This window comes from Microbispora sp. NPDC004025 (assembly GCF_053604425.1).
The window spans coordinates 292561-307977 of record NZ_JBSGHN010000011.1; the positions used below are offsets into that span (position 1 = coordinate 292561).

Annotated in this window: 14 protein-coding genes; 4 read left to right on the plus strand and 10 right to left on the minus strand. The window is 70.3% G+C overall.

The window, feature by feature from the left end:
* Positions 1-17 precede the first annotated feature (17 nt).
* From ACWEQG_RS26345 to ACWEQG_RS26355, 3 genes are all read right to left on the minus strand, one after another.
* Complete coding sequence (locus ACWEQG_RS26345) at positions 18-1997, minus strand: ABC transporter permease (RefSeq protein ID WP_452288612.1); 1980 nt, start codon at positions 1995-1997, stop codon at positions 18-20.
* Positions 1997-3082 (minus strand): quaternary amine ABC transporter ATP-binding protein, encoded by a 1086-nt coding sequence (locus ACWEQG_RS26350; RefSeq protein WP_452288614.1) that lies wholly within the window; start codon positions 3080-3082, stop codon positions 1997-1999. Before ACWEQG_RS26350 ends, ACWEQG_RS26345 begins: the two co-directional genes overlap by 1 nt.
* Before the next feature lie 196 nt (positions 3083-3278).
* Complete coding sequence (locus ACWEQG_RS26355) at positions 3279-4061, minus strand: IclR family transcriptional regulator (protein ID WP_452288615.1); 783 nt, start codon at positions 4059-4061, stop codon at positions 3279-3281.
* 109 nt (positions 4062-4170) lie between these two features.
* Here ACWEQG_RS26355 and purU point away from each other — a divergent pair, with 109 nt between their 5' ends.
* On the plus strand, positions 4171-5037 hold the full coding sequence (gene purU / locus ACWEQG_RS26360) for a formyltetrahydrofolate deformylase (protein WP_452288617.1): 867 nt from the start codon (positions 4171-4173) through the stop codon (positions 5035-5037).
* Positions 5038-5075: 38 nt separating this feature from the next.
* On the opposite strand, the gene ACWEQG_RS26365 is transcribed toward purU, so the two are convergent.
* Positions 5076-5981, minus strand: a complete 906-nt coding sequence (locus tag ACWEQG_RS26365) for a helix-turn-helix transcriptional regulator (protein WP_452288619.1) — start codon at positions 5979-5981, stop codon at positions 5076-5078.
* 112 nt (positions 5982-6093) lie between these two features.
* Here ACWEQG_RS26365 and ACWEQG_RS26370 point away from each other — a divergent pair, with 112 nt between their 5' ends.
* Both ACWEQG_RS26370 and ACWEQG_RS26375 read left to right on the plus strand, forming a co-directional pair.
* On the plus strand, positions 6094-6858 hold the full coding sequence (locus tag ACWEQG_RS26370; protein WP_452288621.1) for an SDR family oxidoreductase: 765 nt from the start codon (positions 6094-6096) through the stop codon (positions 6856-6858).
* 131 nt (positions 6859-6989) lie between these two features.
* Positions 6990-7382, plus strand: a complete 393-nt coding sequence (locus ACWEQG_RS26375) for an LppU/SCO3897 family protein (protein WP_363472398.1) — start codon at positions 6990-6992, stop codon at positions 7380-7382.
* Between the two features lie 509 nt (positions 7383-7891).
* Here ACWEQG_RS26375 and ACWEQG_RS26380 read toward each other — a convergent pair.
* Positions 7892-8341 (minus strand): VOC family protein, encoded by a 450-nt coding sequence (locus ACWEQG_RS26380; RefSeq protein ID WP_452288623.1) that lies wholly within the window; start codon positions 8339-8341, stop codon positions 7892-7894.
* A 158-nt stretch (positions 8342-8499) separates the two neighbouring features.
* Here ACWEQG_RS26380 and ACWEQG_RS26385 point away from each other — a divergent pair, with 158 nt between their 5' ends.
* Positions 8500-9276 (plus strand): IclR family transcriptional regulator, encoded by a 777-nt coding sequence (locus ACWEQG_RS26385; protein ID WP_452288625.1) that lies wholly within the window; start codon positions 8500-8502, stop codon positions 9274-9276.
* Here the strand turns inward: ACWEQG_RS26385 and ACWEQG_RS26390 are convergent.
* The 5 genes from ACWEQG_RS26390 to ACWEQG_RS26410 form a co-directional block, all read right to left on the minus strand.
* On the minus strand, positions 9254-11599 hold the full coding sequence (locus ACWEQG_RS26390; RefSeq protein ID WP_452288626.1) for an FdhF/YdeP family oxidoreductase: 2346 nt from the start codon (positions 11597-11599) through the stop codon (positions 9254-9256). The two genes, ACWEQG_RS26385 and ACWEQG_RS26390, sit on opposite strands and share 23 nt — an antisense overlap.
* A 36-nt stretch (positions 11600-11635) precedes the next feature.
* Entirely contained in the window at positions 11636-12757 is a 1122-nt protein-coding gene (locus ACWEQG_RS26395; protein ID WP_363472406.1) for an aromatic ring-hydroxylating oxygenase subunit alpha, read from the minus strand.
* Positions 12758-12818: 61 nt separating this feature from the next.
* On the minus strand, positions 12819-13904 hold the full coding sequence (locus ACWEQG_RS26400; protein ID WP_452288627.1) for an S-(hydroxymethyl)mycothiol dehydrogenase: 1086 nt from the start codon (positions 13902-13904) through the stop codon (positions 12819-12821).
* Positions 13905-14085: 181 nt separating this feature from the next.
* Positions 14086-14670 carry a hypothetical protein gene (locus tag ACWEQG_RS26405; RefSeq protein WP_363472410.1) on the minus strand — a complete coding sequence of 195 codons (585 nt, stop codon included), beginning with the start codon at positions 14668-14670 and terminating at the stop codon, positions 14086-14088.
* A 9-nt stretch (positions 14671-14679) separates the two neighbouring features.
* Positions 14680-15417 (minus strand): AAA family ATPase (locus ACWEQG_RS26410; RefSeq protein ID WP_452288629.1); only part of this gene is annotated, 738 nt, incomplete at its 5' end.

Consider the following 15417-nt stretch of genomic DNA (forward strand, 5'->3'; position numbering starts at 1 on the left):
GTGGGGGTGTTACAGGTTCATCGGGAAGCCGGGGAGCTCCCGGCCCGCGAGGCGGCGGCCCGCATGATCCGGTCGAGCATGATTCCGAGTACGACGATGGCGAGCCCCGCGGCCAGGCCCTTGCCGCGCAGCTGGTGCTGGGAGAATCCGGCGACGACGTCGTATCCCAGCGCGCCGGCGCCGACGAGGCCGCCGACGACGACCATCGACAGCACGTAGATGAGGCCCTGGCTGGCCGCGAGCGTGATACCGGCGCGGGCCATGGGCAACTGCACCTTGGAGATGAGCTGCCAGGCGCTCGCGCCGCCGGCCGTCGCCGCCTCCACCGCCGTGTGCGGCACCCCGCGGACGCCCTCGGCGACCAGCTTCACCGACACCGGCGCGGCGAACACGACGGCCGCGATGATGGCGGTGAACCGGGTGGCGCCGAACAGTCCGAGGATCGGCACCAGGTAGACGAACGCCGGCATGGTCTGGCCGGCGTCGAGCACCGGCCGCAGCACGCGGTCGGCCCGGTCGCTGCGTCCCATCCACACTCCGAGCATCACCCCGAGGACCATCACGAGGAGGGTCGCGACCAGCGTGGTGGCCAGCGTGACCATGCTGTCGTGCCACAGGCCGAGCGCGACGAGCAGCGCGCAGCCCACCGCGGCGGTGATCGCCGCGCGCACGCCCGCGAGCAGCAGCGCGAGGGCCACCGCCACCACGGCGACCAGCCACCAGGGCGACCGGGCGAGCAACGCCTCGAACGGGTTGAGCAGGGCGTAGGTGATGACGTTCTTCAGCCCGTTCGTGTAGGCGACCAGCGTGTCCTGCGCCCACGTGCTGGCGGCGTCCGCGCCGCGCCGCACGTACGAGCCGAGGTCCGCCCCGCCGGGGAACTCCGCGGCCCATACGTAGGTGTAGGAGAGGTAGACGAGCACGACGGCCACGGCCGCGGTCATCGCGGTCTCCACCCGGCGCAGCCGCGACCTGCCCGGACGCCCGGCGCGGTGGACGCTCTCCACCCGGCGGCCGGCGGCCGAGGTCACCCGGTCGAGCACGATCGCCATGATCACGATGGCCAGCCCGGCGTTGAACGCGGTGCCCACATCGAGCGTCTGCAGCGCCTTGAGCACGGTCTTGCCGAGGCCGGGCGCGTCGATCAGCGCGGCGATCGTCGCCATGGACAGGGCGGCCATGATGGTCTGGTTGATCCCGACCACGATCGTCCGCTTGGCCAGCGGCAGCCGCACCTTGCGCAGCGCCTGGCCGCCCGTGGCGCCGAGGGAGTCGGCGGCCTCCAGCGTGGCCGGCGGGGTCTGCCTGATGCCGTGGGCGGTGAGCCGGATCGCGGGCGGGACGGCGTAGATCATCGTCGCGACGGTGGCGCTGGCCGGCCCGATCAGGAAGAAGAGCGTGAGCGGGGCCAGGTAGACGAACGTCGGCATGGTCTGCATGAAGTCCAGCACCGGCGTGACGATCCGGTTGAAGCGGTCGCTGAGCCCCGCCCAGATCCCGAGCGGGATGCCGGCCGCGAGCGACAGCGCGACGGCCGTCAGGGTGAGGGCGAGCGTGTCCATGCTCTCCTCCCAGAGCCCGAGCAGGCCGAACGACGCGAACCCGGCCGCCGTCAGCACGGCGACCTTGCGGTTGCCGTAGAGGTAGGCGATCGCGGTGGCGACGCCGGTCACGCCGAGCCAGCCGACGAGCGGCACGGGGCGGCCGAAGGACGGCTGGCTGATCAGGGCCTGGACGAACGTCACCGCCTCGTCGAGGAAGAGCCGGATGTAGTTGACGAAGTAGAGGAACAGCGGGTTGCTGTCGCGGTTCGCGTCGATCGCGTCGGCGGCCTCGCCGAGCCGGTTGTGCAGGGGCGTGAGCTGCGCGCCGCCCAGCGGCAGGGTGTCGCGGCCGTTCAGCACCACCCACAGCACGATCCAGGCGACCACGATCGCGCCCGTGACGTGCGTACGTGAGGGGAACCGGCGCGTCACCGGCGCGCTGAGGGCCACCATCAGCTCTGCCCGCCCGCGCCGGCGATGACTTCCAGGACCTCCGCCGGGGTCACCACGCCGAGCAGGTCGCCGTCGCGCACGACCTTGACCGGGCGCCCGGCGGACAGGACCGTGCGCGCCGCGTCGCGGATGACGGTGTCCGGGCTCAGCTCCGGCCCGTCGAGAGGGTCGTCCGGAGCGGCGTCGCGCATGATCCAGCGCAGCGTGAGGACGTCGGAGCGGGGGACGTCGCTGACGAAGTCCCGCACGTAGTCGTCGGCCGGGGCGCCGACCACCTCGTCCGGGGTGCCCGTCTGCACGAGTTCGCCGTCCCGCATGATGAGGATGCGGTCGCCCAGCTTGAGCGCCTCGCCGAGGTCGTGGGTGATGAAGATCATCGTCTTGCCCACCTCGTGGTGCAGGCGGATGACCTCGTTCTGCATCTCGCGCCGGATCAGCGGGTCGAGCGCGGAGAACGGCTCGTCGAAGAACAGCACCTCGGGGTCCACGGCGAGGGCGCGGGCCAGGCCGACCCGCTGCTGCATGCCGCCGGAGAGCTGGTCGGGATAGGAGCCCTCGAACCCGGCGAGGCCCACCAGTTCGAGCACCTCCTGGGCCCGGGCCAGGCGGTCGGCCCTCTTCACGCCCCTGATCTCCAGGCCGAAGGCCACGTTGTCCAGGACCCGCCGGTGCGGCAGCAGGCCGAAGTGCTGGAACACCATGCCGAATCGGTGGCGGCGCAGCTCGCGCAGGCGTTTGCCGGCGTAGCCGAGCACGTTCTCACCGTCGAGCAGGACCTCGCCCGCCGTCGGCTCGACCAGCCGGTTCAGGCAGCGTACGAGCGTCGACTTGCCCGAGCCGGACAGGCCCATGACGACGAAGACCTCACCCCGGCACACCGAGAAGGAGACGTCCCGCACCGCCGCCACGCACCCGGTCGTCCGTTTCAGCTCCGCACGGTCGAGCGTGGCCAGCGGCGTGCCGACGACGCGGTCGGCGCGCTGCCCGAAGACCTTCCACAGGCCGCGTACGTCGAGGACCGTGGGCCTGTCGCCGTCCGGCGCGCTCGCCGGACTCTCCTGCTCGGCCACAGAGGATACGGTCATGACACCTCACACTCCTTGACGTCCGCCTGCGACAGCGTCGATGCAGACGCCACCGATGTAGAGGTCTGCCACAGGCAGGGCCTTCCGGTCGCCACGACAAAGCAAGCGCGCATCCGTTGCGTATTACGCACCTGTTTGCTTATCGAGGAACAGAATCGACCCGACACTCGCGGAGAGTCAAGGCTTGTGCGCCTTTTTACACTGCCGACCCAAACCATCCCATTCGGGCAGATACCTCGTCAGCTGCCGCCATGACCTGCTCCGCTACGGCAGGGACGGCCTTTTCGGGCATCCGGAAGGTCGGGCCGGACGCGCTGAGCGAGGCGACGACGGAGCCGTCCGCCCCCCGGACGGGCGCGGCGACCGCGCTCAGGCCGTCCTCCAGTTCGTCCACCGCCGCCGCGTACCCCCGGCGGCGCACCTCGGCCAGCTCCGCGCGCAGCAGCCCGGGATCGGTGACGGTCCGCGCGGCGAGGCCGGGCAGCCCCGCCGCGACCACCTCGTCGTACAACGCGGCCGGGGCGTACGCGAGCAGCACCTTGCCGTTGGACGTCGCGTGCAGCGGGATGCGCTGGCCCACCCAGTTGTGCAGTTGCAGCGCCGACGGCCCGGCCACCTGGTCGACGTACAGGGCCTCCCGGCCGGACAGGACGGCCACGTTCACGGTCTCCCCCACCGTCCGGGCGAGCGCCGGCGTGACGGCGCGGCTCTCGCGCACCAGGTCGAGCCGGGCGCTGGTCGCACCGGCGAGCCTGACCAGGCCAACGCCCAGCCGGTACCTGCCGCGATCGCTGTCCTGCTCGACCAGGTCGTGGCTCTCCAGCGTCGCCACCAGGCGGAACGCGGTGGACCTGTGCACGCCGAGGACGGCCGCCATCTCGCTGACGCCGAGCTCGCCGTCCCGGGCGAGCAACTTCAGGATGGTGAGTGCGCGGTCGACGGACTGCACCGCCGAACCGTCACCCGGCCCGTTGCTCATGGCACAACTCTACGCAGATTACGCACAAGGCTCTTGACCTGTCCCGGACATCGGGTCACTCTGTTGCGTATACGTCACCATGTTGCGTATTGCGCACTCAGGAGGCTCCATGTCCGCTCGCCCGGGTCGCGAGTTCGTCCTCACGTTCTCCTGCGTGGACCGGCCGGGGATCGTCTACGCGGTGAGCGGCTTCCTCGTCCAGCACGCGGGCGACATCCTGCAGAGCCAGGAGTTCAACGACCGCACGAACGGCCACTTCTTCATGCGGGTCCACTTCGGGGTGCCCGAGGGCCGCGGCGACATCGAGGAGCTGCGCCGCGGCTTCTCCTACGTCGGCGACTCCTTCCAGATGAACTGGCAGATCAGGGACGCCGTGACACCGACGAGGACGCTCGTGCTCGTGTCGAGGTTCGGCCACTGCGTGAACGACCTGCTCTACCGGCAGCGGGTCGGCGCGCTGAACGTCGAGATCCCGGCCATCGTCTCCAACCACCGGGACCTCGAACAGCTGGCCGAGTTCTACGGCGTGCCGTTCCACCACGTGCCCGTCACTCCAGACACCAAGCCCGAGGCCGAGCAGCGCGTCCTGGAGCTGGCCGAGGAGCTCGGCACCGACCTGGTCGTGCTCGCCCGCTACATGCAGATCCTCAGCGACGACATGTGCAAGCGCCTCGAGGGCCGGGCGATCAACATCCACCACTCCTTCCTGCCGGGGTTCAAGGGCGCCAAGCCGTACCACCAGGCCCACGAGCGCGGCGTGAAGCTCATCGGCGCCACCGCGCACTACGTCACCGCCGACCTCGACGAGGGACCGATCATCGAGCAGGACGTGGCACGCGTGGACCACTCGCTCGACCCCGGCGAGCTCGTCACCGTGGGCCGCGACGTGGAGGCGCAGGTGCTGGCCAGGGCCGTGCGCTGGCACAGCGAGAGCCGCGTCCTCCTCAACGGCGACCGCACCGTCGTCTTCCGCTGACCTACGGCGTCTTCCGCCGCTGACTCACGGCCGTCGGCTCACCGGACGGCCGGTTGCCGGGTGGTCTCGTCCGCCGAGCCGCGGTCGGGCTCGGTCTCGGTCTCGGTTTCGGTGCGGCGCTGCCGCGCCGGCGTCGCGAGCAGTCGCAGCTTCTCGTACGCCTCCGTGCGGGGAGGAGCGGTGAGGACGAGCAGCGCCTGTGACTGGTCCTCGGTGAACAGCACCTGGCAGTCCAGCTCGATCGGGCCGAGCTCGGGATGGATGAGCGTCTTGTGGTCCTCGAAGCGCTTGGCCACCTCGTGCCGCTCCCACAGCCCGGCGAACTCGGCGCTCACCTCCCGCAGAGCGCGTACGAGATCGCCTGCCCGCGACTGCGCGCCCATCGCGCCGTGGGCGGCACGCAGATTCGCGACCAGGGCGCGGCTCTGGCGGTCGCGGTCGTCCTCGGGATAGCGCAGCCGTTCCGACGGGTCGGTGAACCACCGGAAGATCTCGCTGCGGGCCAGACCCGAGTAGCCCGACTTGTCGCCGAAGAGCGCCTCGGCCATCCGGTTCTGCACCAGCGTCTCGCCCAAGCCGGACAGGATGAGCGCGGGTGTGTCGTCGAGACGGTCCAGCACCCGCAGCAGCGCGGGAGCGACATGCGTCGCGCCCGGCATCGGAGCCGGGGGGTTGTGCCCGGCGATCCGGAACAGGTAGTCGCACTCGTCGTCGGTCAGCCGCAGCGCACGGGCGAGCGAGGCGAGCATCTGCACACTGGGCTGCGGGCCCCGCTGCTGCTCCAGACGGGTGTAGTAGTCGGCCGACATCACGGCGAGGGCCGCCACCTCCTCACGCCGCAATCCGGGGGCCCGGCGCCGCGCACCGGCGGGAAGCCCGACGTCCTCCGGCCGCAGAGCCTCACGGTGCCGGCGCAGGAAGTCCGCCAGTGTCGCACGATCCATGTCTCCGATTATGTCCGTTCGTCACCCGAGGCTTCGTGAGTGAGCGGGGGATCGCCGATCCCCCGATAACCGGTCTCTGCACCTGTCGCGGCCGGGCGGCCAGCCTGGACTCATGCAGATCTCCGGAAACACCGTCTTCATCCCCGGCGCGACCAGCGGCATCGGTCTCGCCCTCGCCATCGCGCTGCGCGACAGGGGGAACACCGTCATCGTCGGCGGCCGGCGCGCGGACCTGCTGGAGCGGATCGCCGCGGAGCATCCCGGCATCGGCACGGTGCGAATCGACACGGCGGACGCGGAGAGCATCCGGGCCGCCGCGAAGCAGGTGCTGACCGACCACCCCGGTCTCAACGTCCTGGTCACGATGGCCGGCATCATGCGCGTCGAGGACTGGCACCGGCCCGAGTCGTTCCTGGCCTCCGCCGAGTCCGTCATGACGACCAACGTGCTCGGCCCGATCCGGCTCATCGCCGCGTTCATCGAGCACCTGCGGGCGCAGCCCGACGCCACGATCATGACGGTCTCCTCGGGCCTGGCGTTCACGCCGCTCAAGGTCACCCCCAGCTACAACGCCTCGAAGGCCGCGATCCACATGCTGAGCGAGTCGATCCGGCTGCAGCTCGCCGACACCAGCGTGAAGGTCGTGGAACTCGAACCCCCGTCCGTCCGCACCTCGCTGCTGCCCGGCCAGGAGGACAACGAGGCGGCGATGCCGCTGGAGGAGTTCGTGGCGGAGGTGATGGCGCTCCTGGAGGCCCGGCCCGACGCCAAGGAAATCCAGGTCGAACGCGTCAAGTTCCTGCGCTATGGCGAGGCGCGCGGCGACTACGACCAGGTCGTCGCGACGCTCAACAACTCCGACCCGCACGGGAAATAGCTCCATCGCCATCGGGGCCAGGCGTCCCGCCCGCGCGCCGGTGGGCAGGAAAATAACAATTCACATGAAACGGAGTGCATGGCGACTGTAAGTTCATACCTCCATATGTCGCCCCTCTACAGGATCAGATAATGACGGAAACCCCCCAGGAGCCCTCGACATTCGGCCAGAAGGCCGCAGGCGCGGGCAAGGTCTTCGGCAAGCGCGTCGTCGCCTATGCCGTCGGCGCCGCCGTTCTCGCCGGTGGCGGCTTCGCGTACAAGCAGCTGAGCGGAGCTCCCGAGATCGCCAAGGCCGGCGACTGCATGTCCGGCGCCACGGCCGACGAGCTCAAGGTCGTCTCCTGCACCGACCCCGCCGCGGCGCTCACCGTCGAAGGCCGCGTCGAGGGCAAGACCGAGCAGGAATGGGACGCGGACAATGACGGAAAAATCTGCTCTGCGTATCCAAAAACGGACCAAACTTTCTGGGAAGGCGAGAAGGGCAAGGCAGGATATGTACTCTGCCTGGCGCCCAAGAGCTGATTCGCACCCCCGCCCGAGCTGAGGGCGGAGCACCGCGCTCGCGCCCCCATAGCAGGACCGCGGCGTCCGTTTCGGGACGCTCGGCCGGGATCTTCCCGGCCGAGCGTCCCGCGCAGTCCGAGACGCCCCATCAGGCCTTCCCGTGGGCGGTAGGCAATCTGCTCGTCAAACTCCGCAGAGGGCTGATTGGCCGGGGCGCTCCACGACCGCGTCCCACGGATCGCGGAGGAGTTCGATGAGACGCTCCAGCAATGGGCGGTCGCGGACCTCCTGGGGAAGACCATTCAGCCCGTACAGGGCGCGTCCGTGGAATCCATCGAACTTGTAGCTCACACCCGACCTTCCCACTCGGGCGGGGTGTAACGCGTGAACATCTCTGCACGCTCCTGGAGCGCGTCCTGGACAGCCTCCTCGTAGCCAGGGCGGGCGTAGGCCATCGCACGGAGCCGCCACGAGCCGCAGGCGGCGGCGCCTGCGGATCCCTCGCCCCTGCTCACGCTCGAACGGCGCTAGACCACATCGAACTCGTTTCCCTCGGGATCCACCATCGCTACCGCATAGTGATCGATCCCGGGCTGCGACAGCACCCGCACAACGGACGCACCCGCCTGGACAAGCCGCTCCACCTCGGCATCCACCCGCGCTTTCCGGGTCTCCAGCGGTACGTCCTCCCGCTTGCCGCCCACCTTCACATCCAGATGGAACCGGTTCTTGACCACCTTGCCCTCAGGCACCTGCTGGAACCAGATCCTCGGCCCGTACCCCTCGGGATCGACGATGCTGTCGCTGCCGTCCCCCTCGCCCAGCTCGTCCTCCGGCACTCCGACAGTGCGCCAGTAATCCCGCCATGTGCCGAAGCCGCCCGGCGGCGGCTCCACCGTGTACCGCAGCGCGCCCGCCCAGAACCGGGCCATCCGCTCCGGTGCCGCACAGTCGACGACCAGCTGATAGGAAACCATGGCAGCGATCCTGCCGGACGCGTCCGACAATTACCGGCTCGCCGGCCACCTCACGTGCGGAAAACGGCGCCGGCGCTCGCGTCGGACGCATCAGAAGATCTCCCTGGGAATCTCCTGACGCCCCGGCTCAGCGTTGCGTGAAGCGCTACAGTCTCGCCATGAGCAACGACGCCTCCGCCGCCAACGGCGGCGGCGTGCAGTCCGTCGATCGCGCGATCAGCATCATGGAGATCCTCGCCGGCCGTGGGGAGGCGGGAGTCACCGAGATCGCGGCCGAGATCGAGGTCCACAAGTCGACCGCGTTCCGCCTGCTCGGCGCCCTGGAGGCACGCGGCCTCGTCGAGCAGACCGAGGACCGCGGCAAGTACCGCCTCGGCTTCGGGCTCGTTCGTCTCGCCGGCAGCGTCTCCATGCGGATGGACGTCACCCAGCAGAGCAGGCCCGTCTCCCAGCGGCTGGCCGAGGAGATCGGCGAGACGGTGAACATCGCCGTCCTGCGCTCGCACTACGCGGTCAACCTCGACCAGGTGCGCGGCCCCTCCGCCGTCACCGCCCACAACTGGGTGGGGCAGCTCACGCCCCTGCACGCGACGTCGAGCGGCAAGGTCCTGCTGGCGTACGTCGAGCGGCAGCGCCGCGCGGACCTGCTGCGCTCGGCCGGCCTGGCGCGCTACACACCGAGCACGGTGACCTCGGTGGAGGACCTGGAACGGGAGCTGGCGGAGGTGCGCGAGCACGGCTACGCCCTGTCCCTGGAGGAGCTGGAGGTGGGCCTGAACGCGCTCGCCGCCCCCGTCCGCTCCTTCCGCGGAGAGGTCGTTGCGGCGATCAGCGCGTCCGGGCCCGCCTACCGGTTCAGCGAGAAACGCATGCGCGAACTGGCGTCCGTCCTGGTCAAGGGAGCCGAGGAGATCAGTCACCGCCTCGGCGGCTGACCGTCCCCTCCGCCGTTCCTTCCGCGGCCCCTTCCATGGCACGGCGCAGCCGTACGACGACGCTCTTGGAGGTGGGCGTGTTCGAGGTCTCCGCCACCGAGTCCAGGGGCACCAGCACGTTCGTCTCCGGGAAGTACGCCGCGCAGCAGCCCCGCGCCGTCGGATAGGCGACCGCGCGGAACCCCTCGGCCACGCGCTCGCCGTCCGGCCACTCGCTGACGATGTCCAGCATGTCGCCGTCCGCGAGCCCGCGCTCGTCCAGGTCGTCGGGGTGGACGAAGACCACCCGCCGCCCGTTCTTGATGCCGCGGTAGCGGTCGTCCAGGCCGTAGATCGTGGTGTTGTACTGGTCGTGGCTGCGGATGGTCTGCAGCACGAGGCGGCCCCGCGGCACCCGCAGCACCTCCAGCGCGTTCACCGTGAAGTTCGCCTTGCCGGTGGCCGTGGGGAATCGGCGCTCGTCGCGCGGCGCGTTCGGCAGCGCGAAGCCGCCCGGCCTGCGCACCCGCGCGTTGAAGTCGCCGAACCCGGGCACCACCCGCTCGATGCGCTCCCGGATCGCGTCGTATCCGGCCTCGAACTCCGCCCATGGCACGTGCGGATCGTCGCCGAACAGCTCGCGGGCCAGCCGGCACACGATCGCCACCTCCGACAGCAGCGCGTCCGACGCCGGGCGCAGCCGGCCGCGCGAGGCGTGCACCATGCCCATCGAGTCCTCGACCGTGACGAACTGCTCGCCGCCGGCCTGGACGTCGCGCTCGGTACGGCCGAGCGTGGGCAGGATGAGAGCCTGCTCGCCGCACACGGCGTGCGACCGGTTCAGCTTGGTCGACACCTGCACGGTGAGCCGGCAGCGGCGCAGGGCCGCCTCGGTGGCGGCGGTGTCCGGCGTCGCCGAGACGAAGTTGCCGCCCATGGCGAAGAACACTTCGGCGTCCCCGTCGCGCATCGCGCGGATGGCCTCCACGGTGTCGTGGCCGTGCTCGCGCGGCGGCGGGAAGCCGAACTCCCTCTCCAGCGCGTCCAGGAACTCCGGCCTGGGCTTCTCGTAGATGCCCATCGTCCGGTCACCCTGGACGTTGGAGTGCCCGCGTACGGGACACACGCCCGCGCCGGGACGCCCGACGTTGCCGCGCAGCAGCAGGAAGTTGACGACCTCCCTGATCGTCGGGACCGACTTGCGGTGCTGGGTGAGGCCCATCGCCCAGCAGACCACCACCGAACGGGCGGCCAGCACGTCGCGGGCCGTCTCCTCGATCTCGGCGCGGGTCAGCCCGGTCGCCTCCAGCACCTCGGCCCAGTCGAGCCCGCGTACGTGCTCCTCCCAGGCGTCGAACCCGTGCGTGTGCGCCTCGACGAACTCGCGGTCCACCACCGTGCCGGGGGCGGCGTCCTCGGCCTCCAACAGGAGCAGCGACAGCGCCTGGAACAGCGCCAGGTCGCCGCCGAGACGGATCTGCAGGAAGCGGTCGGACAGCGCCGTCCCGGTCCCGGCGAGACCGGAGGCCCGCTGGGGGTTCCGGAAGCGCAGCAGCCCGGCCTCCGGCAGCGGGTTGACCGCCACGATCCGCGCGCCGCCCCGCTTCGCCCGCTCCAGCGCGGTGAGCATGCGCGGGTGGTTGGTGCCGGGGTTCTGGCCGACCACGAAGATCAGGTCGGCCCGGTGCAGGTCCTCCAGCAGCACCGTGCCCTTGCCGATGCCGAGCGTCTCGGTCAGCGCCGAGCCGCTCGACTCGTGGCACATGTTGGAGCAGTCGGGCAGGTTGTTGGTGCCGAACCGGCGGACGAGGAGCTGGTAGGCGAAGGCGGCCTCGTTCGAGGTGCGGCCGGAGGTGTAGAAGACGGCCCGGCCGGGGTGGTCGAGCGCGCGCAGTTCGCGCGCGACGACGCCGAAGGCGTCCTTCCACGAGATCGGCTCGTAGTGGTCCGAGCCGGCCGCCTTGTACATCGGCTCGGTGAGCCGGCCCTGCTGGCCCAGCCAATAGTCGCTGCGCCGGGCCAGCTCGTCCACCGGGTGCTCCGCGAAGAAGTCGCGGGTGACCCGGCGGACGGTCGCCTCCTCGGCCACCGCCTTCGCGCCGTTCTCGCAGAACTCCGCGGGGCTGCGATGGCCGTCGCCCTCCGGCCAGGCGCACCCCGGGCAGTCGAAGCCGGACTTCTGGTTGACCCGCAGCAGGGTCAGCATCGTCCGCCCCGCGCCCATCTGCCGGTACGCCGTGCCGAGCGCGTGGCCGACCGCCGGGACCCCGCCCGCCCAGGTCTTGGGCGAGCCGATCTCCAGGCGTTCGTCTCCGACGTCCTCCCGAGGCGCCTTACGCGTCACCCCGCATCTCCTCCAACCTCACCGAGTCCGGCGACCTCACTCGCCGAGCTTGCCTCGCACCCAATCATGGAACAGGCCGATGTGGTGCTCGCTCGGCACCAGCACCCCGCCCTTGGCGTACGTACGGGAGCTCATCGAGGGCTGGGTGCGCTCGCAGGCGTCGAAGTCCTGCTCGTTGACCCGGTGGAACAGCTCCACCGACCGGCTGATGTCCTTGCCCTCGGCCACGACCTCCGGCAGGTACAGCCAGTCGCACTCCACCACCGTGCGGTCCACCGCGAGCGGGAACATCCGGTGGATGATCACGTGGTCCGGCACCATGTTGACGAACACCTGCGGCTTGATCGTGATGGCGTAGTAGCGCCGGTCCTGATCCTCGCTGATGGTCGGGATCCGGTCGAGTCCCTCGGAGCCGTCGACCGTGAACCCCTGGACGTCCTCGCCGAACAGCGCGCCGTGGCCCACGTAGTACTGCGCCGCGTAGCCGTCGGCGAACTCCGGCAGCACCTCGGTCAGCTCGGGGTGGATGGTCGCGCAGTGGTAGCACTCCATGAAGTTCTCGACGATGAGTTTCCAGTTCGCCTTCACGTCGTACACGATCCGGCGGCCGAGCGCCAGGTTGGCGACGTCGTAGTTGTCGAGGGAGGCCACGTCGCCGAGGCGCGTGCGCACCTCGCCGAGCACGGTGTCCTCGAACGACGGCGGCTCGTCGGCCAGGCAGACCCACACGTAGCCCAGCCACTCCCGCACCGCCACGTTGACCAGGCCGTACTCGACCCGGTCGAGGTCGGGCATCTTGGTGAGGTTGGGGGCCGCGATGAGCTTGCCCTCCAGGTCGTACGTCCAGGCGTGGTAGGGGCACTGGAAGGCCCGCTTGACCTCGCCGGACTCCTCGGTGCAGATCCGGGCGCCGCGGTGGCGGCAGACGTTGTAGAACGCACGGATCGAGTTGTCCCGCGCCCTCGTGACCAGGATGCTCTCGGAGCCGACCTGCACGGTCTTGAACGCCCCGGGCTTGGGCAGGTCGGCGGCCCGGACGGCGCAGAACCACATCGACTCGAAGATGTGCTTCTGCTCCAGCGCGAAGACCCGGGGGTCGGTGTAGTGCTCGCCCGGCAGTGTGGCCAACAGGCTTGGGGGCAGGCTCGTGGTGCTCACTGGTGGCTCCTGAAGGTCGTACGTCGCACGTCGGGGATCGAGATGATCAGGGGGATGCCGGTTACAGGACCACGACGGAGCGCAGCACCTCGCCGTGGTGCATCTTCTCGAAGGCCGCCTCGACGTCCTCGAGCGCGATCGTCTCGGTGACGAACGCGTCCAGGTCGAGCCGTCCCTGCTGGTAGAGGGAGACGAGCATGGGGAAGTCGCGGCTGGGCAGGCAGTCGCCGTACCAGGAGGACTTCAGCGCTCCGCCGCGCCCGAAGACGTCGAGCAGCGGCAGTTCGAGCGTCATCTCCGGGGTCGGCACGCCGACCAGCACGACCGTCCCGGCGAGGTCACGGGCGTAGAAGGCCTGCTTGTAGGTCTCGGGGCGGCCCACCGCCTCGATCACGACGTCCGCGCCGAACCCGCCGGTCAGGTCGCGGATCGCCTCCACCGGGTCGGTGTCGCGGGAGTTCACCGTGTGGGTGGCGCCGAATCGGCGGGCCCAGTCGAGCTTGGTGTCGTCCACGTCGACCGCGATGATCGTGGTCGCGCCGGCGAGGTGCGCGCCCGCGACGGCCGCGTCGCCCACGCCGCCGCAGCCGATGACGGCGACCGAGTCCCCGCGGGTCACCCCGCCGGTGTTGATGGCCGCGCCGAGCCCCGCCATGATCCCGCAACCGAGCAGGCCCACCGCGACCGCGGAAGCGCTCGGGTCGACCTTGGTGCACTGGCCGGCCGCGACGAGCGTCTTGTCGGCGAACGCGCCGATCCCGAGCGCCGGGGACAGAGGGGTGCCGTCGGCGAGCGTCATCTTCTGGGTGGCGTTGTGGGTGGCGAAACAGTACTGCGGGCGTCCGCGCAGGCAGGCCCGGCAGGCGCCGCAGACCGCGCGCCAGTTGAGGATGACGAAGTCGCCGGGTGCGACGTCGGTCACGCCCTCGCCGACCGCTTCGACCACGCCGGCCGCCTCGTGCCCGAGGAGGAACGGGAAGTCGTCGTTGATGCCGCCCTCGCGGTAGTGCAGGTCGGTGTGGCACACCCCGCAGGCCTGCACGGCCACGAGCGCCTCACCCGGGCCCGGGTCGGGGACGACGATGGTCTCCAGGCTGACCGGCTGTCCCTTGCCCCTCGCGACGACCCCGCGGACTTCGTGCGCCATGGTCTCTCTTTCCCTCGAATCAGTCAGCGTGCATTAGTTGTGCAAGACGAAACACATAGCACTATGCGCAACAGACTGAGGCCGTGCAGGGCCAGTGTCAAGAGGCCGACCGGCGTTCTCACCAGCCGGTCAGACCACCCCGGCAGCCTGCGAGATCACGGCGGGTCGTGGGTGGCAGGGGTCAGCGAGGGGGCTGTTCCAGGTGGGCGATCACGGGAGCGAGCAGGTCGTTCAGCTCCCGTACGAGGACCGTGAGGGCGCGGTGCGCCGTCTCGGCGAGATCGTGCGCGGGCCCGTCCGGCGCGGCCGGCAGGTCTTCGAGCGGCACAGGGGCGTCCACGAGCAGGGTGGGCCGCAGATGGGGAACCTTTGCGAGGTCCTGCTCGGCGGGTTCGACGAACTGGCCGAAGATCTCCGGCCAGCCCCGCCAGCCGCGGTCGCGCCACCAGTCACGCGACACCGTCAGCGCGGCCGGCTGCGGGGAGACGATCGTGACGCGCGCCGTCAGCGACCCGTCCCAGGTGTTGCGCTCGCAGGAGGCCGACAGGATTCGCCGGTGCCAGCGCACGAACCCCGGCGAGGTCAGGGGTGGGGTGGCGATCCGCCAGGCCGCGCACGCGAACGCGACCGGGGCGATGTCCCCCCACACCCCCTCGAACTCGCCGATGTTCTCCCACACGCGCTCGGAGTAGTGGCTGACACCGCCGTAGCGGACGCGTTCGCGGTCGGATCGGCCGTCGATCCAGAAGGCCTGCTGTCCGGCCATGGGCCGGGATCAGCCGTTCGACGCGGCGGAGGCGGGCGCGCCGGCGGCGGCGGGCGCGGTCTCGCCCGCGAAGGTGAACTTGGCCGCGTCGCCTTCGCCCTCGATGTCGATCTTGACGACCTGGCCGGCCCGCAGCTCGCCGTAGAGGATCTTCTCCGACAGCGTGTCCTCCAGCTCGCGCTGGATGGTCCGGCGCAGCGGACGCGCGCCCATGACCGGGTCGTACCCGCGGTCGGCCAGCACCTGCTTGGCCGCCGGAGACACCTCCAGGCCCATGTCGCGGTCCTTGAGGCGCTCGGCCACCTGGGCGAGCATCAGGTCCACGATCTGGATGATCTCCTTGGGCGTCAGCTGGTGGAAGACCACGATGTCGTCGACGCGGTTGAGGAACTCCGGCCGGAAGTGCTGCTTGAGCTCCTCCTGCACCTTGACCTTCATCCGCTCGTAGGTGCTCTCCTCGTCGTTCGCCTTCGCGAAGCCCAGCCCGACGGCCTTGGAGATGTCCCGGGTGCCGAGGTTGGTCGTCATGATGATGACGGTGTTCTTGAAGTCCACCACCCGGCCCTGGGCGTCGGTCAGGCGACCGTCCTCCAGGATCTGCAGCAGCGAGTTGAAGATGTCCCCGTGCGCCTTCTCGACCTCGTCGAACAGCACGACGGAGAACGGCTTGCGCCGCACCTTCTCGGTCAGCTGACCGCCCTCCTCATACCCGACGTAACCGGGCGGGGAGCCGAACAGCCGCGAGAC